Here is a 21,104-nt window from a genome sequence, read left to right as displayed (position 1 = left end):
ACCGAAACGACGAGAACACGATCGAAATCCGCGCATGGCCGATGCCGTACCCTACGTCCTCTTCAGGGACGACAGCACAGGACAGGTGATGATCTTCACCGAACCAGCCGAGATCATCATGGCGCATACGCGTGCGCAGTTCTTCGATGCGCTGGATCGCATGGAAAAGGCCAAGCGACGGGGAAAATGGCTGGCGGGCTATATGGCCTATGAGGCCGGCCACCTCTTTGAGGATAAGCTTGCGGCTTTTGCCGAGGAGAACCGCGAGACGCCGCTGCTCTGCTTCGGCGTTTTCGATGCTCCGGCAACCGGCGACCATCCCCTCACCCAGCCATTGCAACGCCTTGAAAACGAGGAGTTCCTGACCGACGCCACGGCAGCATGGGACTTCCCTACATATAAAGAGAGATTCGGCCGGCTGCATTGGCATATCCGCCAGGGTGACTGCTATCAGGCGAACCTTACGATGCCGATCACGGCCCGGTGGAGTGGCGACGCCCGCGCTGCCTTCTGGTCGCTGATCGAGCGTCAGCCGGTAAAGTATGGGGCGCTGGTCGATCTCGGCGGCCCGATCATCCTGTCGCGCTCGCCCGAACTCTTCTTCCGTACGGATGAGGACGGCTGGATCGAGACGCACCCGATGAAAGGTACCGCCAGGCGGGGCGCGAATGCCGCCGAGGATGAAGAGATCATCACCGCCATGCTTTCTGATGAGAAGACGCAAGCGGAAAACCGCATGATCGTCGATCTCCTGCGCAACGACATCTCGCGCATCACCGAAGTCGGTACGCTCGATGTGCCGAAACTTTTCGAAATTGAGACTTATCCGACCGTGCATCAGATGGTCAGCCACGTACAGGCGAAACTGCGCCCCGCCATGACCATCCGCGATGTCTTCGCAGCCCTCTTTCCCTGCGGCTCGATCACCGGCGCACCGAAAATGCGTGCGATGGAAATCCTGCACGATCTCGAAGACGGGCCGCGCGACGTCTATTGCGGGGCGATCGGCATGATTTCACCGTCCGGCGCCATGCGTTTTTCCGTGGCAATCCGCACGATCACGCTGTTCGATGGCGGCCGCGCAGTGTTCAATGTCGGGGGCGGCATCGTTTTCGATTCGACGGCGGAGGCGGAATATGAAGAATGCCTGTTGAAGGCACGCTTCGCGGTAGGAGATCGATGGATCAAGCGCTAGACGACTTTTCGCTGATCGAGACGTTGCGCTATGAACCGCAAACAGGCTTCGTGCGCCTACGCTTACATCTTGCCCGGCTACAGCGGTCCGCCCGACGTCTAGGCTTTCCAGCACCGAGGGATGCGCTTACGAAACTAAATGCGGTCGTTGTTGGCGCGAGCGCACCATTGCGTGTCCGGCTGACGTTTGGTCGAGCCGGACAAACGGAAATCAGCGCCGCCCCTTTCACGCCCCTCGCAGCGGATGCGGTCTGGCGCGTCCGGATCGCGCAGGCGCGCCTCGATTCCGCTGACAAACTGCTGCGCATGAAAACGACCCGTCGGTCTGTTTATGAAGCCGCCCGCGCCGAATATTCGCCGACAGAGGCAGACGAGGTGCTATTGCTCAATGAAAAGGGCGATGTCTGTGAGGGTACGATCACCTCGATTTTCCTAGACGATGGCTTCGGCGTGTTGCGGACCCCACCTATTTCTTCAGGGCTGCTCGCCGGCGTCTTGCGCACCGAGCTCATATGCCAGCGCAAGGCTCGCGTCGGCCGCATGGGGCTGGACGATCTGGAAAACGGCAGCCTTTATATCGGAAACTCCCTGCGCGGACTGATCCGCGCGCAACTCCTACGGAATTGATTGATGTTCATCCTTTCGCTGACCTATCTCAAGGGCAATGACGAAGCCGACAAGCACATGGAGCCGCATATGGCCTGGGTGAAGGCGGGCTACGCCAAGGGCTGGTTCCTCGCTTCCGGCCGCAAGGTGCCGCGCACCGGCGGCATTATCTTCGCACGCGGCAACCGCGCCGAACTGGAAGCCTATGTCGCAGCCGACCCCTTCACCATCCACGGTGTTGCCGCCTATGAAGTCACGGAAATCGCTCTGACGACTGTGACCGAGGGACTAGAGGCGTTGAAGAGCTGAGAAAAGCCCGTTGGACGATCTACATGCGCAATTGAAAGACCTGGAGGAACGGCTCTTCGAACCCGCGGTGCGTGGCTCGCGGCAGATGCTGGTGGAACTGCTCTCTGCTGACTTCCGCGAGATCGGCAGCTCCGGCCGGCTCTTCGACCTAGCGGACGTCCTGACCGAGCTTGCGGCAGATCCGGAGAATATCGCCTCGCGGACACTTGAGGACTTCGACGCTCGACTGCTTTCGCAGGGGATCGCTCTCGTCACCTATCGGGCCTCCCGCGCATCTCCCGACAAGGCTACGGTTAGAACGCTCAGAAGTTCGATCTGGCGGCTCGAAGCGGATGGCAAATGGCGGATGCTCTTCCATCAGGGAACGTTGACGCGATAAGCTCTTTCCATGACACAACTGATTCACACACCCTATGACGGCTCCGCCAAGCCCTTCACCATCGGCCTAGCTTCGCTAGACCTTGTCCGTTGGATCGAACCCGATGCCGATCTCGAGCTCTATCTTAATGAAAAAAAGCGCCTTTCCAGCATTCGTCTCAACGAAATTTTCGTTGCCGAGGACGACACGCAGGACACGCAGCAGGAGGCGCTCGATCTCCTTGCTGGATATCTTTGCCAGCAGCATCCCGGCACCCATCGCCGCGAAGGCGACATCGTCTCCGCCGCGGGGCACTCCGTCGATCTTGCCGATCCAAGCCTGCCGCCGCTTCTGAAGGCCGGCTCGCTCGTTGCCGATGATCTCGTGATCATGCGGCGCAAGGCGGACGGCTGGCATCTCGTTGCCGGCCACGTCGCATTTCCCTCATCATGGTCCCTTGTCGAGAAATTCGGACGGCCTATGCAGGCCATTCATGGCGATGTGCCCGGCTTCGGCGACGGAACCCGCAATGCCGTGCTCATTAACCGCATCTTCGACAATCTTCAGGTGACGCAGCCGGTCGAGCGGTTCAACTGGTCCGTCGGCGCCAGCAGCAATCTCCATCTGCCGTTTCCGCCTGTCCGGCCAAAGGCCGGCGAGGCCTTTACGCTCGATGAACGCTTCGCGCGCATCGAGCGACAAACATTGCGCAAGCTTCCGGTATCGGGCGATATCCTCTTTACCATCCGCATCTACGTCGACCCGATTGCCGCGATCGCGAACCATCCCAAAGCCTCGGAGCTGGCATCGAGCTTCGCCGCGCAATTGGATGCGTTGGACGAATCGCAAGGAGCCTATAAAGGTCTGGTTCATCAGAAAGCGGAGCTGGTGAGGCAATTGCGAATGCTGGCAGAAGCTACTTCCCACGCTTGACATTTGCCCGATAACCCGGAACGGCTCTTTATTGTGACATCAATTTATGGTTAGAGCCGTTCAAATCGCATTTTCGCGCAAATATTGATTGAATTTCACAGGCCGAACGGCGTCCTGCCTTTCGAAGGAGAAAAGAATGACGGAACAGAACTATCCGGTATATGCCGAAATTACCGGTCCGATCGTGATGATCGGCTTTGGCTCCATCGGCCGTGGCACCCTGCCCCTGATCGAGCGCCACTTCAAATTCGACAAGAGCCGGATGGTCGTCATCGATCCGCAATTGGACGCCGCCCACTTGGCGATCCTCGAGAAGCACGGGGTCCGCTACATCCAGGAATATGTCACCAAGGACAACTACAAAGACCTCTTGCTGCCGCTCTTGACGGAAGGCAGCGGTCAGGGTTTCTGCGTCAACCTTTCGGTCGACACCTCGTCGCTCGATCTCATCAAGTTCTGCCGCAAGCACGATGTGCTTTACATCGACACCGTGGTCGAACCCTGGCTCGGCTTCTATTTCGACAAAAACATGAAGAACGCTGACCGCACCAACTATGCGCTGCGTGAGACCGTGCGCAAGGAAAAGGCAAAGAACCCCGGCGGCGCGACGGCGGTTTCTACCTGCGGCGCAAACCCGGGCATGGTGTCGTGGTTCGTCAAGCAGGCGCTCGTCAATCTCGCCAACGACTTCGGCCTCAAATTCGAAGAGCCCGATCAGCATGACCGCGAAGGCTGGGCCAAGCTGATGAAGAAGGTCGGCGTCAAGGGCATCCACATCGCAGAGCGCGACACGCAGCGCACCAAGCATCCGAAGCCGTTGAACGTGTTCTGGAACACCTGGTCCGTCGAAGGCTTCATTTCCGAAGGTCTGCAGCCGGCCGAACTCGGCTGGGGCACCCACGAAGAATGGATGCCGAAGAACGCCAAGAAGCACAAGAAGGGCTGCCAGGCCGCAATCTATCTGGAACAGCCGGGCGCCAACACCCGCGTCCGCACATGGTGCCCGACGCCTGGCCCGCAGTACGGCTTCCTCGTCACGCACAACGAGTCGATCTCGATCGCCGACTATTTCACCGTCCGCGACAAGGACGGCGAAGTCACCTTCCGCCCGACCTGCCATTATGCCTATCATCCGGCCAATGATGCCGTGCTCTCGCTGCATGAAATGTTCGGCAACGGCGGCACGGCGCAGCCGGTCCATCACGTCCTCGATGAGGACGAGCTTGAGGACGGCATCGACGAACTCGGCGTGCTGCTCTATGGCCACGCCAAGAACGCCTATTGGTACGGCTCGCGTCTGTCTCTCGATGAGACCCGCCGCATCGCCCCCTACCAGAATGCAACTGGCCTGCAGGTGACCTCGGCTGTGCTCGCCGGCATGGTCTGGGCCTTGGAGAATCCGACCGCAGGCATCGTCGAAGCCGACGAAGTCGACTACAAGCGCTGCCTCGAAGTGCAGCTGCCCTATCTCGGCCCGGTTGAAGGCCACTACACCGATTGGACGCCGCTTGATGGCCGCCCGGGCCTGTTCCCTGAAGACATCGACACCAAGGATCCGTGGCAGTTCAAGAACATCCTGGTTCGTTGATCGACGGATCATTTGAAAAGTCGAAGATTGAAATGCCCGCACAGGCTGTGCGGGCATTTTTGTTACGCTCGCCGGATAAATCAAGGTGATAGATTCTGGAGCCTTGCTTTCAACAGATGGCCGCGCCATGTTTCTCGCAACCAACACGACACAAGTCCGCCTTCAATCGCGGGAGACATTTATGAAGATCAGAACCAGCCTTGCTCTTATTGCCGCTGCGGCAGCGCTGTCCGCCTGCGTTGATTTCGGCGGATCGAGGGCTCCGCCTGCCACCCGCGCCAGCGTGCAGCCGCAAGGAGTGGAAGGCAATTGGAGCGATGCAAACGGCCTCATTTCCACCTTCCAGGCCGGTACGTTCACGACTCACACGACCGACAGCAACTCGGTTCTGGCTTCGGGCACCTATACCAACGTTTCCCCCGGCCTGATCGAGATCAATATGACCTCGCTGGTGCGCAAGACACAGTCCAAGATCAACTGCGCCCTGATCAGCCCCTACCAGCTCAACTGCACCTCCGATGCGGGGAAGCAGTTTTCTCTCAATCGCCGATAAGCTGAAACAGGCGGCGTAGACGGATAGGCGCCAGGCGCAGGATGGCGCTGGTGTTCTCGCCGCCTGATTGCCGCTCGCCCTCCCGGCGTTGGCTCTCCCCCGCCAATAGCGACAACAGGATGCGGGGCGTTGCGGCGCTCGATTGCCACGGGCCGATGGGCGTTTTCATCATCGCCCTGCCCGTCTTTTGCTTCCTCGGATGGAGTGCCGCGGCCGGGTTGCGGGACACCTATGGTCCCGCTTCCACCGAAGCATGTGCCTGATCCGGCGGGATATTCGGCCCCTTTGTAAAATCCTAATGAAGCCAACAGCTTTTGCTTGCGCTCACTCCAACGTGATGAAAACATCTGTGTGGCGGACCGCCTTAGGGCACGGGCGGGCCGGAATGTGATGGCCAACAGGAGAGACAGATGAAGCAGCCCTTCGCAGTGGGTTTATTGTCCGCCACGCTTCTGGCGCTCAACAGCAGCGCCGCCTTCGCGGACTATCAGCTCAACATCCTGCACTTCAATGATTTGCATTCGCGCATAGAGTCGATCAACAAGTTCGACGCCACCTGCTCCGCAGCCGAGGAAGCCAAGAACGAATGCTTTGGCGGGGTAGCGCGACTGAAGACGGCGATCGACCAGCGTCGTGCCGCGCTTGCCGGCCAGAATGTGCTAGTGCTCGATGCCGGCGATAATTTCCAGGGCTCGCTGTTCTACACCACCTACAAAGGCGCCGCCGAGGTCGAATTCCTCAACGATATGAAGATCGACGCCATGACCGTCGGCAATCATGAGTTTGACGATGGCGAAGGCCCGCTTGCCGGCTTCCTCGACAAGGCGCAATTCCCCGTCGTCACCGCCAATCTGGTGGTCGACGACCAATCGAAAATCGGCGACCGCATTAAGAAATCCATCGTGCTCGATATCGGCGGCCAGAAAATCGGTATCGTCGGCGCGGTCACGACCGAGACGCCCGAGCTCGCCTCGCCCGGCCCTCACGTCAAGATCACCGACGATGCCGCCGCCATCAGCGCCGAGGTAGACGGGCTGAAGTCGCAGGGCGTCAACAAGATTATCGCGCTCACCCATGTCGGTTATCCGCGCGATGTCGAGAAGATCGCCAGGATCGCCGGCGTCGATGTCGTCGTCGGCGGCCATTCGCATACGCTGCTGTCGAACACCGACCCGAAAGCCGCCGGCCCCTATCCGACGATGGTCGACAATCCGGCCGGCTATAAGGTTCCGGTCGTCCAGGCTGCCTCCTACAGCAAATATCTCGGCGATATCGTCATCACCTTCGATGACAACGGCGTCGTCAAGGAAGCCAGGGGCGATCCGATCCTGCTCGATTCTTCGGTCAAACCGGACCCCGCGATATCAGCCCGTATCCAGGAAATGGCCAAGCCCATCGAGGATCTGCGCCATAAGGTCATCGGCTCCTCCACCGACCCGATCGATGGATCGCGCGAAGTCTGCCGCGCAGCCGAATGCCCAATGGGCAATCTCGTGGCCGACGCCATGCTCGATCGCACCAAAAATCAGGGCGTCACTATCGCCATTCAAAACGGCGGCGGGCTGCGCGCCTCCATCGGCAGCGGCAACGTCACCATGGGTGACGTGCTGACCGTTCTGCCGTTCCAGAACACGGTCGCCACCTTCCAGTTGACCGGCGCTGACATAAGGGCAGCACTGGAAAACGGCCTTAGCCAGATCGAGGACGGCGCTGGCCGTTTCCCGCAGGTCGCTGGCCTCAAATACACTTTTGATAAATCAGAGCCACCCGGGAGCCGTGTCGTTTCAGTCCTGGTGCAGGAAGGCACGGAGTTCGTGCCGCTTGATCCGAACAAGACCTACGGCATCGTCAGCAACAATTACATGCGTGCCGGTGGGGACGGCTACGTCGTCTTCGCGCAGAACGGCAAGAATGCCTATGATTTCGGCCCGGACCTCGAAGCAGTCGTCGCCGACTATCTGGCAGCGCACAATCCCTACAAGCCCTATACGGATGGCCGCGTGACCCAAGTCGGTGGAACCCCAGCCAACACCCAACCGGAGGCGGCAAAACCGGCTGACGCACAAAAGGCGGCAGCATCGGATCAGAAGCCCGCGCCGGCTGCGGCCGACGCCGGCGTAGCCCCCTCCGCAACGGCTCCCGCTGCTTCCGCGCCCACCACGTCAACGGCTCAGACGACGACACCCGCTACCCCACCGGCCATGACGACCGCTCCGACAGCAACAGCTCCCGCCGCCACCTCTCCAGCAACGACAACGACAGCGCCGGCTTCAACACCCGACGCCAACACGACACCGGACACCTCAACGTCTCAGACCACAGCACCCGGCGCGACGCCTCCGGCAACAACCACCACATTGCCGACGACAACGGCCCCTGCTACCACGACAACGGCACCGGAGACGACAGCACCGGCGTCTCCGACCAGCGAGCCGCCGAAAACGCCGCCGACCACCCATGTCATCGCCGCCGGAGATACTCTTTGGGACATCGCCAGGACCTACTACGGCGATGCCAATGGATGGCGCAGACTCGTAACCGCCAACCGCAATCTCAGGCCACACCACCTTGCCATCGGCCGTGAATTGAAGATTCCGGCCAAGTAAGGACGATTTGTCTCGCAAAAAGTCGGCCGGTCCGGGCTTTTCCGGTCCGGCTTTTGTTTCTATGTGAGGTGCTTCGTTTCGTTGAGAGGAATACAACCGATGACCGCAGAAGCCCCGACCGGCCAGTCACAACAGAAATCCGGCAAGATCGGCGTCCTTCTCGTCAATCTCGGCACGCCAGACGGCACCAACTACATCTCGATGCGCCGCTATCTACGTGAATTCCTGACCGACAAGCGGGTCATCGAATGGTCTGCGTGGAAATGGTACCCGATCCTGTTCGGCATCGTCCTCAACACCCGCCCCGGCAAGGTTGGCAAGGCCTATGAGACGATCTGGAACAAGGAAAAGAACGAAAGTTTCCTGCGCACCTATACCCGCAACCAGTCAAATTTGATGGCCGAGCGGCTGACGGACTTGCCCGGCATTGTCGTCGATTGGGCGATGCGCTATGGCAAGCCCGCAATCGGCGAGCGCATCCAAGTGCTGAAGGATCAGGGCTGCGACCGCATTCTGGTGTTTCCGCTCTATCCGCAATATGCGGCCGCGACAACCGCTACTGTCAATGACAAGGCTTTCGAGAAACTGATGGCCATGCGCTGGCAGCCGGCGCTGCGCACCGTGCCCGACTATCATACCGATCCCACCTATATCGAGGCACTCGCCAACTCCGTCGCCCGGCATCTCGCCACGCTCGACTGGCAACCGGAAAAGATCCTTGCGTCGTTCCACGGTATTCCGCTTTCCTATTCCGAAAAGGGGGATCCTTATTACGGCCAATGCATCGAGACCACTCAATTGCTGCGCGAGAAGCTCGGGGTTTCCGAAGACAGGCTCATGGTCACCTTCCAATCCCGCTTCGGCCCGGAAGAATGGCTTCAGCCCTATACCGACAAAACGGTGGAACGCCTCGCGAAGGAAGGCACCAAGCGCATCGCCGTCCTCAATCCCGGCTTCGTCTCGGATTGCCTGGAAACACTCGAAGAAATCGCCGAACAAGCCGCCGAATCCTTCCACCACAATGGCGGCGAGAAATTCACGCACATCCCCTGCCTGAACGACAGTGAGGATGGCATGCGTGTGCTGGAAAAGGTGGTGCGCCGGGAGCTGTTGGGCTGGGCTTAGCACCCAAAGCTCCAATGCGCCCGCGGGCCTCACTGCAGTTGCGGTTTCCGAAGAAAACTGTTGCGGTCAGCCGATTTGACGCGCAGCCATGCTTCGCGACCGTCGCGCAATATCCTCATGGGGATTTCCGCGCCGGCAGGGCCGCTTTCCCACACCTTGCGATAGAAATCTGCCAGACTATCAACTTCCCCATCTCGGATCTCGGAGATGACGTCGCCCCGACGCAAGCCCGCCTGAGCAGCCGGACCGCCTTCCGCCACGCTCATGACCACGACCTCGCCGTTGCTCTCGGCCGAGAAAGCGCCGAGCCAGGGTCTGGGCGGCTTGTTGACCTGGCCTCTGTTGAGCAGATCATCAAGAATAGGCGGCAGCAGATTGATCGGCACAACCATATTGATATCGGCAGTTTCCTCGTTTTGGGAAGCCATTTGCAGGTGAAGCGAGCCGATACCCAAAAGCTTGCCGTCCCTATCGATGAGCGCGGCGCCGCCCCATGAAGGATGGGCGGGCGCGACGAAGATCGCCTCGTCCAGCAGGTATTCCCAATAACCAGCGAATTCCTGTTTGGCCACGATGTTTGCGCGGACGAATTGACCGATCCCATCGGCAATCACCACCGGATCGCCGATCTCGGCCTTGGCCGCGTCGCCGAAATCCAGGGCGGGAACACCAAGCGAACCCAGCGCCTGGACCAGGCCGAAACCAGTTTCCTGATCGTAGGCAAGCGCATGAGCAGGAACTACATGACCGTCATTGGTCGTCACCCAGACCTCGTCGGCCTCGGTGATAAGATAGCCGATCGTGAGCACCAGGCCATTGCCTCTGATGACCACACCGCTGCCCTCCCGCCGCGTCCCTAACGCCCCGGCTGTAAAGGCATCTTCCGGGATTGAAGCGTGTACAGCCACGATTGACCGCAAAGTCCTATCGATATTCATTGTCTCACCCTCGTGATGCGCCATGCGATGGCTGGGAAGGCTACGCGTCGGCAGAATCCGGATACTTTTCCTACCCTTAAGGTATGACGATGGATGCCCAGTGCAAGACCTTGCGCGAGATTGAGTGTCTCCGTCACCTTCGGCTGAATCTATTCCGCAGGCGAGTGGGCGACGGGAGCTGCCCATTCGGCCCGGCAAATTAACGTCTCCGCCCGTATTTCATGCCGTGAAACAGGGCAAACGGTCTGATGGCGCCACCCATTCCGCCCTTGCCGAGAACATGCTAACCCACCACATCTGATTGAGCTGCTGCGCAGCCCTATTCATCCGAATGGGCTGATATCGTGGCAGGTCTTTGAAGTGACGTAAACCCTGCGTCGTGCGGGAGCGTCCAGGGAGGATTTTATGGTAATCGGTGGGTTCAGCATCGTTGTGGTTGCCTTGGTTGTCTTGGTCATCCTGGTGCTGTTTGCAGGGATCAAGACCGTGCCGCAGGGATATCGCTACACGGTCCAGCGCTTCGGCCGCTATATCCGCACGCTGGAGCCGGGGCTCAACCTGATCGTGCCCTTCATCGAGACGATCGGCGCACGCATGAATGTGATGGAACAGGTCCTCGCCGTCCCGACACAGGAGGTCATCACCAAGGACAATGCCAGCATCGCCGCGGATGCAGTCGCCTTCTTCCAGGTGCTGAATGCGGCTCAGGCTGCCTATCAGATCACCAATCTCGAAACCGCGATCCTCAATCTCACCAAGACGAACATCCGCTCCGTCATGGGCTCGATGGATCTTGACGAACTCTTATCGAATCGCGACGCCATCAACGAGCGGCTGCTACGCGTGGTCGATGAAGCAGCCGAGCCCTGGGGCATCAAGGTGACTCGCGTGGAAATCAAGGACATCCAGCCGCCGAAGGATCTCGTCGATGCCATGGCGCGGCAAATGAAGGCCGAGCGCGAAAAGCGCGCCCAGGTTCTAGAAGCGGAAGGCTTGCGCAATGCACAGATCCTGCGCGCCGAAGGCGCCAAGCAGGCTGCAGTTCTCCAGGCTGAAGGCCAGCGCGAGGCAGCGTTCCGCAATGCCGAGGCCCGCGAGCGCCTCGCCGAGGCAGAAGCCAAGGCGACGCGCGTGGTGTCTGAGGCCATTGCGGAGGGCAATGTACAGGCGATCAATTACTTCATAGCGCAGAAGTACACGGAAGCCTTGAGCGCGATCGGCTCCGCCAGCAATTCGAAGATCGTGCTTATGCCGATGGAAGCCAGCTCCATTATCGGTTCACTGGGCGGCATCGGCGCCATCGCCCGCGAAGTCTTCGGCGACAATGGCAATGGCAACGGCAACGGCGAGCCGCAGCCGCCTCGTCCGCGCACGGGCCTCACGCGCACCACGCCTTCGATCAATCCTTTATCGCCCAGGGAGAGCTGAGATGTTCGACAATCTCGTCGTCGAACTCGGCCCTTGGAGCTGGTGGCTGGCGGGCCTGGTGCTGCTCGCCGCTGAACTGATCTTGCCAGGCTTCTTTTTGGTTTGGATCGGCTTGGCTGGCATCATCGTCGGCGCTTTGTCGCTGGTTTTCTGGGATAGCGCCTTCTGGATCTGGCAGGTGCAAGGACTTGTCTTCGCTGCCACGGCCGTGATTGTCACCCTGCTCGGTCGTCGCTACCTCTATGGCAGCAACCAGGCCACCGACGAGCCTTTCCTGAACCAGCGTAGCGCCAGCCTGGTCGGACGCACCGCAACGCTCGACCAACCGATCACCGAAGGCCGGGGACGCATTCGCTTGAACGATACCTATTGGACGGTCAAGGGACCGGATTTGCCCGTGGGCACCCGCGTCAAGGTTGTCGCCAGCAGCGGCCGCGACCTTACGGTCGAACCCGCTTGATCAGGCAACACCGATACGCAGCAGATCGTGGAAGTGGACGATCCCGATAGGCCGCCGGACGTCGTCGACAACGATCAGTGCCGAGATGTTGTGACGGTTCAGCAATGCCATCGCCCCGGTCGCCAGCGTCGTTTCCTTCACCGTCTTCGGATTGCGCGTCATCACATCGTCCACGCACATCTCCGCAAGGCTGTTGCCGAGGTTGCGGGCAATATCGCCATCCGTCACAATGCCGCAAAGGCACCCTTCATCATCGATGACGCCGACACAACCGAAGCGCATCTGCGCCAGCGTCGTGACGGCTTCCCGCATGCCGGTGCCAAGCTTGACCAGGGGTACGCGATCGCCCTTGTGCATGATATCGGCGACATGCGAGAGGCTGGCCCCCAGTTTGCCGCCGGGATGGAAGGTGCGGAAGTCCTCCGCGGTGAAACCGCGCGCCTCCAATAGCGCCACAGCAAGCGCATCGCCGATCGCAAGCTGCAACAGCGTCGACGTCGTCGGCGCCAGCCCGTGCGGGCAGGCTTCCTGCTCCTTGGGGAGCAACAGGACCACATCCGACTCGCGCGCCAGCGTCGAAGTCTCGCCGGCGGTAATAGCGATCATGGGGATCGAGAAACGACGGGAGTAGCTGATAATGCCGCGCAATTCAGCGCTTTCGCCACTCCACGACATGGCGACGATGACGTCGTCATGTGTAATCATGCCGAGATCGCCGTGATTGGCCTCGACCGGATGGACGAAGAAAGCCGGCGTCCCCGTAGAGGCAAGCGTGGCGGCAAGCTTGTTGCCGATGTGGCCGCTCTTGCCGACACCGGTGATGATGACGCGGCCGGTGATATCGCCGATGATCTCGACAGCACGGCTGAAGGGCTCGGCTAGACCATTGGTCAGTGCGCGTTCGAGCGCCTCCATGCCCCGTCTCTCGGTCTCGATCGTCCGCATCGCGGACTCGATCGCACCGTTCTCGATGAGTCTTACAGCTCTCTTATTCATGACGGAGGGGTACCGCTTTTCTCTATTTCTGTCCACCCGAGATCGATTTTGTGCAACGGAGATAGGTTGTCGTGCCACCACAGCCGGTTCCGACACCATGACTCCTTGTAGTCGGCTGGCAAGGAAGCGTTAACCATGGGCCTTTACGGTTGGGTAACGATTTAAGACATTTCCAGTAAGGTCAGACATAGGATCAAATGGACGTTGGCAAGAACAAAGCGGGTGGTCGCTCCCTCCGGCTGACGGCGTGCGCTGCATCCGCTCTGCTGGGCTGGGGCGTGCTCGCCGTGCCGATGCCGGTTCATGCGCAATCGCTCGATACCAACCAGAGTTCCAACGTCAATCTGACGGCAGCTTCGACCGACATAGACGGCCTCGATCTCCCCGGTTCAGGCTCGACGGCCACGGCATCCTCCCAATCGAAGGCGGCCAAGGCCGCCAATCAGCCAACGACAGGTACCTCGCCCAATGCCCGCCTCCGGCTCGACGGCATCGACCCGACGACCACGGGCTCCACCCTTGATGACGATTTGCGCCGCGTCAATTTGCGCGAGACCAGCGCCGATGACCTGAAGGCGCGACAGCATCCGGATCGCGAGGATGTACAGGGCATACCGCTCGGCACATTCACCCTGCGCCCCTCCGTCAACCAATCCATCAATGTCGAGCGCAACCGCACCGGCTCCATCAATGACGACCGCAGCTTCCTGCAGACCGATCTGCGCAGCACGCTGAAATCGGATTGGGATCGCCATGCCCTGACCATTACCGGCGAGGGTGTTTGGCAGAAAAACCTGAGCGGCAGCGGCGCGGAACAGCCGACTGTCGACATCAAGGCCGATCTGCGCCTCGACCTGCCCGCCGATACGACGGCGCATATCACCGCCGGCTATCAATTCTTCCGTGAAGACACAAGCGATCCGAACGCCATTGCCGGGGCCTCCAAGCAATCGGCCGTCAACCAGTTCGATGCCGGTGCGTCGCTGGAGCGCGATTTCGGCCTGCTGCGCGGCACGACCGCCCTGGCGCTCACTCGTACCATCTATTCCGATGCCACCCTATCGGACGGAACCCAGGTCACTCTCAGCGACCGCAACCAGACGGCCGGCACCTGGCGCGGGCGCATCGGTTACGAACTGTCACCCGTCCTGATCCCCTTCCTGGAAGCCGATCTCGGCCGCACCTTCTATGACCAGTCGCACGATAGCAACGGCTACGCCCGTTCGAACCAGAGTTACGGCGGCAAGGCGGGCATGGAACTCGATCTCGGCGACAAGATGAAGGGCGAGTTAGGCTTCGGCTATCAACACACGGAATTCGACGATTCGCGCCTGGCCTCGATCGATTCGCCGACCGTCGACGGCAATCTAGCCTGGTCGCCGCAGCGTGGCACAGATGTCAGTATCGGTCTGTCAACCAGCGTCCAACCCTCCACGACAGCGGGCGAAAGTGGCTACACCGCTTATCAGTTGACGAGCACCTTGAGCCAGGAACTGCGCGACGACCTCACCGCCAAGCTGACTGGCGGCACGATCTGGCGCGACTACCCGTCCGGCAGCACCACATTAGACGAAACCGAATATAATGCCGCGCTCGGCCTCACCTGGGGCATCAACCGCTACCTCGATCTGACCAGCAACGTCGGCTACCAGCTAACGTCGCGAAAGACCGGTGATGATACCAAACAGCTTCAGGCGGGCGTGGGATTGACCGTGAAAAGGTAGGGCATCGGCCGCCCTCTTGTCCCGCAGGCGCGGGGCAAGAGGGCTCAGGCCTCTACTTGAGTGCCTCGATCAGCGCCTTGAACCCATCCTCGATGGTTGGACGGATATCCGCGCGGGCGAGCGCGAAGGCGACGTTGGCAAGGATGAAGCCATCCTTGGAGCCGCAGTCGAAAGTCTGGCCGCGGAAGTGATAGCCGGCGAAATCCTGCTCTTGCGCAAGCTTCAGCATGCCGTCCGTCAACTGGATTTCGTTGCCGGCGCCGCGCTCCTGGCTTTCCAGGATATGGAAGATCTCCGGCTGCAGGATATAGCGGCCATTGATGAAGAAATTCGACGGAGCCGTGCCCTTGGCCGGCTTTTCCACCATTTCGGTGATCCGGAAGCCGTTGCCGACGCTGTCGCCGACGCCGACAATGCCGTATTTGTGGGTCTGATCCGGAGCGCATTCCTCAACGGAGATGACGTTGCCGCCGCTATGCTCATAAAGCTCGATCATGCCCTTCATGCAACCCTTTTCGGCGCGCATGACCATGTCGGGCAGCAGCAGCGCAAACGGCTCGTCGCCGACGATTTCGCGAGCGCACCAGACAGCATGGCCGAGGCCGAGCGGCTCTTGCTGACGCGTGAAGCTTGCGGTGCCCGCCTTCGGCAGCAGGCCGTTCAGCAGCGACAACTCGGCGTTCCTATTTCGCTGACGCAGCGTGTGCTCGAGCTCGAACTGAATGTCGAAATAGTCCTCGATGACATGCTTGCTGCGGCCTGTCACGAATACGAAATGCTCGATACCCGCTTCCATCGCCTCATCGACGACGTACTGGATCACCGGTTTGTCGACGACGGTCAGCATTTCCTTCGGCACCGCTTTGGTCGCCGGCAAGAACCGCGTTCCAAGTCCTGCGACTGGAAATACTGCCTTACGCACCTTTTTATGCTGTCTCACTCATACCTCCTGGGGAATTACGTGGCATCGCGCCAAAACTGTTCCGAGGGTCAGTAGTATAAAAATGCTACTGTTTCGCAAATGATGACTGACCCCGACTTCCATGGTAAAGAATTTGTTGACTTCGTTCCTGTAATGTCACGCTTGGGCGAATGCCACGGGCATCGCCGCACCGAAATCCAAGTATTGATGGACACGGCTGTTGATGACCCCAAACCGCAAATTCTCCCTTCGTGGTCTCGCTCTGGCGCTCGCGCTCGGTGCCTTTGCGGGACTTGCTCCCGTTAACGCCAATGCAGACCCAGGGTTCCAGAAATGGATCGCGGGTTTCTACGATACCGCGGCTAAAAGCGGTATCACGCAGTCAACCTATCGCAAAGCATTTGCCGGCGTTACGGACCCCGACCCCACGGTCCTCGAAAAAGCTCAATACCAACCGGAATTCACAACCCCGATTTGGGATTATCTGGATTCCCGCGTCAATCCCTATACCGTTGATATTGGCCGGAAGATGGCGGCCAAATACGGTTCGACCCTGCGTACACTTGAACAGCATTTCGGCGTGGACCGCAACATTGTCCTAGCCATCTGGTCGATGGAATCGAACTACGGCGCGGTATTGGCCAAGGACGAGAAGCTGCATTATGTACCCCGCGCATTGGCGACCCTTGCCTATGCAGATCCGAAGCGCGCCAACTATGCCAGAAAACAATTGATTGCGGCGCTGAAGATTCTGCAGAGCGGCGATGTGCCGCGCGAAGAGCTCAACGGCTCCTGGGCCGGTGCTATGGGCCATACGCAGTTCATCCCGACCAGTTACTTGCTCTATGCCGTCGACGCCGATGGCAACGGCCATGCCGACATCTGGAACTCTGTTCCCGACGCGCTCGCGACGACCGCCAATCTGCTGGCGAAGAACGGTTGGAGCACCGGCCGCACCTGGGGCTACGAAGTGACCGTGCCGCCGGGCGGCAACGCACAGGCTGGCAAGACTCATACTCTCGCTGAGTGGGCAGCTCTTGGCTTTGTCCGACCGAACGGCAAGGGCTTCAACCAGAGCGCCGATCGCGCGCAACTGAAGTTGCTTGGCGGACCTGGCGGCCCAGGCTTCCTGATGGCCGGCAACTTCTTCACCATCAAGCGCTACAACGCATCCGACAGCTATGCGCTCGCCGTTGGCCTGCTCGCCGATCAAATCGCTGGATACGGTGGCATGCAGCAATCTTGGCCGCGCCCGAGCGGCGCGCTTGACATGAAACAGAAATTCGAGCTGCAGACCCGACTGAAGGAACTCGGCTACTACGACGGCGTCGTTGACGGCAATTTCGGTTCCGGCTCCAAGGCCGCCATTACCGCCGTCCAGCAGCATTTCGGCATGAGCGCCGACGGTGAGCCGTCGCTGAACCTGTTGAAGGCACTGCGCAAATAGGTCGCCACCGTCTGCATGAGCCTTGGATTTGCTGGACGGCACGGCCGTCTTCATGCGACCATGGGGCAGTGAGCGGAAAAGAGCCCGATGAAAAACCAGCCTGCCCGCGCCATCATGGTTGCCGCAAAAGCGATCCTTGCGACGCTTCTTGCCGCCTGTTTCACGCTCACGTGTCTGCTGTCGTCGGCTGAGGCGCAGGAACCGCGGCGCCGAACTTTACTTGAGATGCTGTTCGGCCGTTCCGAGCCCGATATTCCCGAGCAGCAGCCTGCGCCCAGACGCACTATTCGGCCGCCGCGCAAACGGATTGCCCCGCCGCCGCCCCGCCAGGTGGTCGCTCAACCGGAAACGCCGCCCCAGGTCCGAAAGCTGCCTGACGCCAAGTCGATCCTCGTCGTCGGTGATTTCCTGGCAGGTGGCCTGGGTGTCGGGCTGGAAGATGCCTTTTCCACCTCACCCGGCGTCGTCGTCCAGACACACAGCACTGTCGCCTCCGGCCTGGTCCGGCAGGACTTTTACAATTGGCCACAGCAATTGCCCGTCATGCTGGATCAAGTCAGACCAGCCATGGTCGTCGTGATGATCGGCGCCAATGATCGCCAGCAGATGGTTGGTGATGGCCTCAACGAAAAATACGGCACCGACCCTTGGTTCCTCGCCTATGAGGAGCGCATCCAGGAATTCGGCAAGCTGGTGACGAGCCGGCATATCCCATTGCTCTGGGTCGGCCTGCCGCCGTTCGGCTCTGACCAAATGACGGCGGACGCGGTGAAGCTCAATCAGCTCTATCAGAGCCAGGTCCAAAGTGTCGGCGGTGAGTTCATCGATATTTGGGACGGGTTCACGGACCAGAACGGCCGGTTCATTATCACCGGCTCCGACATCAACGGTCAGCAGGTGCGGCTTAGAACGGCCGACGGCATCAATTTAACGGCAGCGGGCAAGCGCAAGGTCGCCTTCTACGTCGAAAAACCCACGCGCCGGCTGCTTGGCGATCAGGCGAGCCCGGATATCATCCGCCTCGACACTGGCAATCCGCTCCCAGCCGAACAGGCAAACTTGCCGCCGGGGGAGATGGACAAGATTACCCGTACACAGCCGGTGAGCCTCTCCGATCCCAATCTCGACGGCGGCACACAGCTTCTGGGCGGAGCTCCCCTGCGCAATCCCGTCACACCATCGCCTCGCGACCTCCTCGTCGAAAAAGGCCAAATGGCCCCGGCGCCGACCGGACGCGTCGACGATTATCGGCTACCGGCTGCAACTGCTCCGTAACCACCACCAGGTAGCAACAAAACGAAGGCAATCCGCATGCTACAATCGCACGCAGACCTTGGTCTACCGGAAGTATTAGCGGACGGATGGATGTCGTCTAGCCCTGAGGAGCACGGTTTCGACGCGGACAGATTGCGAGAGATCGGCCCGCATTTCGAGGCATGGACTGAAGCAAACTTGCACGCGGTCGTCGTCGCCCGCCACGGTAAACTGGTCTATGAGCACTATTTTACCGGCGAGGACAGGGCATGGGCGACCCCGCTTGGCCGCGTGACCTACCATGCAGACCTCAGACACGATATCCGCTCAATCACCAAAAGCATCACCTCTTTGCTCGTCGGCGTCGCCTTCGAAAACGGCTGGATCACCGACCTTGACACGCCGGTTTTCTCCTTCTTTCCCGATCACGCCGATCTCCGCACATCGCAAAAGGATGGGATAACGCTCCGCCACCTGCTCACGATGTCCGCTGGCTTAGCCTGGAGCGAGGAGCTGCCCTATAGCAATCCAACCAACAGCGAGCGCCGGATGATGGAGGCCGCCGACCGACACCGCTACGTGCTGGAACGACCAATCACCAGGCCGGCCGGCGCCGTTTATACCTATAATGGTGGCTTGACCGCTCTACTCGGCGCCATTCTGCTCAGGGTATCTGGCCGGCCGCCGGATCAACTTGGGAAGGAATATCTCTTCGATCCCCTTGGCATCGAAGACGTAGAATGGGTTCGCTATCCGGACGGCGCGCCCAATGTCACGTCCGGCCTGCGCATGTGGCCCCGCGATCTCGCCAAGATCGGTCAGCTGGTGTTGAACAGAGGCGATTGGAACAAGACCAGGATCCTTTCAACGGCGTGGATTGACCAGGCTACGTCAGCGCAAATCCAGGGAGAAGGCCTGTATTTCTACGGGTTTCAGTGGTGGCTCGGAAGATCGCTGATCGATCGGCGAGAAATGAGCTGGGCTGCGGCCATTGGTTGGGGCGGGCAAAGACTTTATGTCATTCCGAGCTTGGACGTGACGGCCGTCGTGTTGGCGGGGCTATACGATAATACCATGCTGCAACCGGTCGTCGGAGATACCCTTCTCCGGCGTTTTCTGCTTCCTGCCGCAACTAACCGCTAGACGAAAAGGCTCCGCCGAAGCAGAGCCTTTCTTACTCTCCATAAAGCGGTGCGCTCCCTACCGCGGCAATACAGTCGAGCCCATCAGGGTCTCGTCGATCGCGCGGGCGGCCTGGCGGCCTTCGCGGATGGCCCAGACGACCAAGGACTGGCCGCGGCGGACGTCGCCGGCGGTCCAGAGCTTGTCGACCGAGGTCTTGTAGCTTTTGTCGTCGGCAACGATATTGGTTGAGCCGCGCCTGTCGGTATTGAGCGTCAGCTTGCCTTCGAGCTCCTTCAAGACGCTGTCGGTGAAGGGGCCGCGGAAGCCGATGGCGATGAAAGCGAGATCGGCGCGGATGACAAATTCCGTCCCGGCGATGGGTTGGCGGCGCTCATCTACTTCGCAGCACTTCACGCCGGTCAGCACACCGTCTTCGCCGATGAATTCCAGCGTTGCGACCTGGAATTCGCGCACCGCGCCCTCGGCCTGTGAAGAGGACGTGCGCATCTTCGTAGCCCAGAAGGGCCAAACGGCGAGCTTGTCTTCCCTTTCCGGCGGCTGCGGGCGGATGTCGAGCTGCGTCACCTTGACGGCACCCTGGCGGAAAGCGGTGCCGACGCAGTCCGACGCCGTGTCGCCGCCGCCAACGACGACGACATGCTTGCCGCCGGCGAGGATCGGATCTGACGGCCAGCCGATGCTATCGATGTTTTCGCGGCCGATGCGGCGGTTCTGCTGCACGAGATAGGGCATTGCATCATGAACGCCGGCAAGCCCGGTGCCGGGAATACCGGCCTCGCGCGGGGTTTCAGAGCCGCCGCAATAGAGAACCGCGTCACAGTCTGTGAGAAGCTGCTCGACTTTGACGTCCACGCCGACATTGACGCCGCAATGGAAGGTGACGCCTTCGCCCTTCATCTGCTCGACGCGGCGGTCGATGAAGTTCTTTTCCATTTTGAAGTCTGGAATGCCGTAGCGCAATAGCCCGCCGGGCTTCGTCTCGCGCTCGTAGACGTGCACTTCATGGCCAGCGCGGCCGAGCTGCTGAGCCGCAGCCATGCCAGCGGGGCCGGAGCCGATGATGGCAACCTTCTTGCCCGTATGGACGGTTGCAGGTTCCGGGCGGATGAAGCCGAGCTCATAGGCCTTGTCAGCTATGGCCTGCTCAACCGTCTTGATCGCGACCGGAGCATCCTCGAGGTTCAGGGTGCAGGCTTCCTCGCAAGGTGCGGGGCAGACGCGACCGGTAAATTCCGGGAAGTTGTTGGTCGAATGCAGGTTGCGGATCGCCTCTTCCCAGTTGTTGTTGTAGACGAGGTCGTTCCAATCCGGAATTTGGTTGTGAACCGGGCAGCCGGTCGGGCCGTGGCAATAGGGAATGCCACAGTCCATGCAACGCGCGGCCTGTTTTTGTACTTCCTGGTCCGACATGGGGATCGTGAATTCGCGGAAATGCCGGATGCGATCAGACGCCGGCTGATACTTGCCGACCTGCCGGTCGATTTCCAGGAAGCCTGTTACCTTGCCCATGCTTTCGT

At 60.2% G+C, this 21,104-nt stretch carries 20 protein-coding genes; 15 read left to right on the top strand and 5 right to left on the bottom strand.

Features of this window, described 5'->3' with window-relative positions:
• The first annotated feature begins 34 nt into the window (after positions 1-34).
• From PY650_RS07650 to omp10, 7 genes are all read left to right on the top strand, one after another.
• Positions 35-1,195, top strand: coding sequence for an aminodeoxychorismate synthase component I (locus PY650_RS07650; protein ID WP_285878482.1), 1,161 nt, complete (start codon positions 35-37; stop codon positions 1,193-1,195).
• Entirely contained in the window at positions 1,180-1,821 is a 642-nt protein-coding gene (locus tag PY650_RS07645) for an aminotransferase class IV family protein (protein WP_285878481.1), read from the top strand. Before PY650_RS07650 ends, PY650_RS07645 begins: the two co-directional genes overlap by 16 nt.
• A 3-nt stretch (positions 1,822-1,824) precedes the next feature.
• Positions 1,825-2,109, top strand: coding sequence for a YciI family protein (locus PY650_RS07640; protein WP_285878480.1), 285 nt, complete (start codon positions 1,825-1,827; stop codon positions 2,107-2,109).
• Positions 2,110-2,119: 10 nt separating this feature from the next.
• Positions 2,120-2,488: a nuclear transport factor 2 family protein gene (locus tag PY650_RS07635; protein WP_285878479.1), complete on the top strand. Its 369-nt coding sequence runs from the start codon at positions 2,120-2,122 to the stop codon at positions 2,486-2,488.
• Between the two features lie 9 nt (positions 2,489-2,497).
• Positions 2,498-3,400 (top strand): heme-dependent oxidative N-demethylase family protein, encoded by a 903-nt coding sequence (locus PY650_RS07630; RefSeq protein WP_285878478.1) that lies wholly within the window; start codon positions 2,498-2,500, stop codon positions 3,398-3,400.
• A 136-nt stretch (positions 3,401-3,536) separates the two neighbouring features.
• Positions 3,537-4,988: a homospermidine synthase gene (locus tag PY650_RS07625; RefSeq protein WP_285878477.1), complete on the top strand. Its 1,452-nt coding sequence runs from the start codon at positions 3,537-3,539 to the stop codon at positions 4,986-4,988.
• Positions 4,989-5,169: 181 nt separating this feature from the next.
• Positions 5,170-5,541, top strand: a complete 372-nt coding sequence (omp10, locus tag PY650_RS07620) for an outer membrane lipoprotein Omp10 (protein ID WP_285878476.1) — start codon at positions 5,170-5,172, stop codon at positions 5,539-5,541.
• Here the strand turns inward: omp10 and PY650_RS07615 are convergent.
• A complete protein-coding gene (locus PY650_RS07615; RefSeq protein ID WP_285878475.1) occupies positions 5,528-5,710 on the bottom strand; it encodes a hypothetical protein in 183 nt (60 codons plus the stop codon). The two genes, omp10 and PY650_RS07615, sit on opposite strands and share 14 nt — an antisense overlap.
• A 241-nt stretch (positions 5,711-5,951) precedes the next feature.
• Here PY650_RS07615 and PY650_RS07610 point away from each other — a divergent pair, with 241 nt between their 5' ends.
• Both PY650_RS07610 and hemH read left to right on the top strand, forming a co-directional pair.
• On the top strand, positions 5,952-8,147 hold the full coding sequence (locus PY650_RS07610; protein ID WP_285878473.1) for a 5'-nucleotidase C-terminal domain-containing protein: 2,196 nt from the start codon (positions 5,952-5,954) through the stop codon (positions 8,145-8,147).
• Between the two features lie 99 nt (positions 8,148-8,246).
• Complete coding sequence (hemH, locus tag PY650_RS07605) at positions 8,247-9,272, top strand: ferrochelatase (RefSeq protein WP_285878472.1); 1,026 nt, start codon at positions 8,247-8,249, stop codon at positions 9,270-9,272.
• Positions 9,273-9,301: 29 nt separating this feature from the next.
• On the opposite strand, the gene PY650_RS07600 is transcribed toward hemH, so the two are convergent.
• The gene (locus PY650_RS07600; RefSeq protein WP_285878471.1) at positions 9,302-10,210 is read right to left on the bottom strand and encodes a S1C family serine protease; all 909 of its coding nucleotides are present in this window, start codon (positions 10,208-10,210) and stop codon (positions 9,302-9,304) included.
• A 405-nt stretch (positions 10,211-10,615) separates the two neighbouring features.
• Here PY650_RS07600 and PY650_RS07595 point away from each other — a divergent pair, with 405 nt between their 5' ends.
• Together PY650_RS07595 and PY650_RS07590 are read left to right on the top strand one after the other, a co-directional pair.
• Positions 10,616-11,638, top strand: a complete 1,023-nt coding sequence (locus PY650_RS07595) for an SPFH domain-containing protein (RefSeq protein ID WP_285878470.1) — start codon at positions 10,616-10,618, stop codon at positions 11,636-11,638.
• Position 11,639: 1 nt separating this feature from the next.
• Positions 11,640-12,098: an NfeD family protein gene (locus tag PY650_RS07590; RefSeq protein ID WP_285878469.1), complete on the top strand. Its 459-nt coding sequence runs from the start codon at positions 11,640-11,642 to the stop codon at positions 12,096-12,098.
• On the opposite strand, the gene PY650_RS07585 is transcribed toward PY650_RS07590, so the two are convergent.
• Positions 12,099-13,094, bottom strand: a complete 996-nt coding sequence (locus PY650_RS07585) for a KpsF/GutQ family sugar-phosphate isomerase (protein ID WP_285878468.1) — start codon at positions 13,092-13,094, stop codon at positions 12,099-12,101.
• A gap of 197 nt (positions 13,095-13,291) precedes the next feature.
• Between PY650_RS07585 and PY650_RS07580 the strand changes: the two genes are divergently transcribed.
• Positions 13,292-14,818, top strand: a complete 1,527-nt coding sequence (locus PY650_RS07580) for an outer membrane beta-barrel protein (RefSeq protein WP_285878467.1) — start codon at positions 13,292-13,294, stop codon at positions 14,816-14,818.
• Positions 14,819-14,870: 52 nt separating this feature from the next.
• Here PY650_RS07580 and galU read toward each other — a convergent pair whose 3' ends face one another.
• Positions 14,871-15,758 (bottom strand): UTP--glucose-1-phosphate uridylyltransferase GalU, encoded by an 888-nt coding sequence (gene galU / locus PY650_RS07575; protein ID WP_285878466.1) that lies wholly within the window; start codon positions 15,756-15,758, stop codon positions 14,871-14,873.
• Between the two features lie 205 nt (positions 15,759-15,963).
• Between galU and PY650_RS07570 the strand changes: the two genes are divergently transcribed.
• From PY650_RS07570 to PY650_RS07560, 3 genes are all read left to right on the top strand, one after another.
• A complete protein-coding gene (locus PY650_RS07570; protein ID WP_285878465.1) occupies positions 15,964-17,187 on the top strand; it encodes a lytic murein transglycosylase in 1,224 nt (407 codons plus the stop codon).
• Positions 17,188-17,274: 87 nt separating this feature from the next.
• Positions 17,275-18,462: an SGNH/GDSL hydrolase family protein gene (locus PY650_RS07565; RefSeq protein WP_285878464.1), complete on the top strand. Its 1,188-nt coding sequence runs from the start codon at positions 17,275-17,277 to the stop codon at positions 18,460-18,462.
• Between the two features lie 90 nt (positions 18,463-18,552).
• On the top strand, positions 18,553-19,584 hold the full coding sequence (locus tag PY650_RS07560) for a serine hydrolase domain-containing protein (RefSeq protein WP_285878463.1): 1,032 nt from the start codon (positions 18,553-18,555) through the stop codon (positions 19,582-19,584).
• 57 nt (positions 19,585-19,641) lie between these two features.
• Here the strand turns inward: PY650_RS07560 and PY650_RS07555 are convergent, their stop codons facing one another.
• On the bottom strand, positions 19,642-21,096 hold the full coding sequence (locus PY650_RS07555) for a glutamate synthase subunit beta (protein WP_285878462.1): 1,455 nt from the start codon (positions 21,094-21,096) through the stop codon (positions 19,642-19,644).
• Positions 21,097-21,104 lie beyond the last annotated feature (8 nt).

It is taken from the genome of Martinezella calliandrae (assembly GCF_030272695.1).
Lineage (GTDB): Bacteria > Pseudomonadota > Alphaproteobacteria > Rhizobiales > Rhizobiaceae > Rhizobium > Rhizobium calliandrae.
The sequence above is the reverse complement of the archived record's forward strand: the minus strand, read 5'-3'. Positions and strand labels throughout refer to the sequence as shown.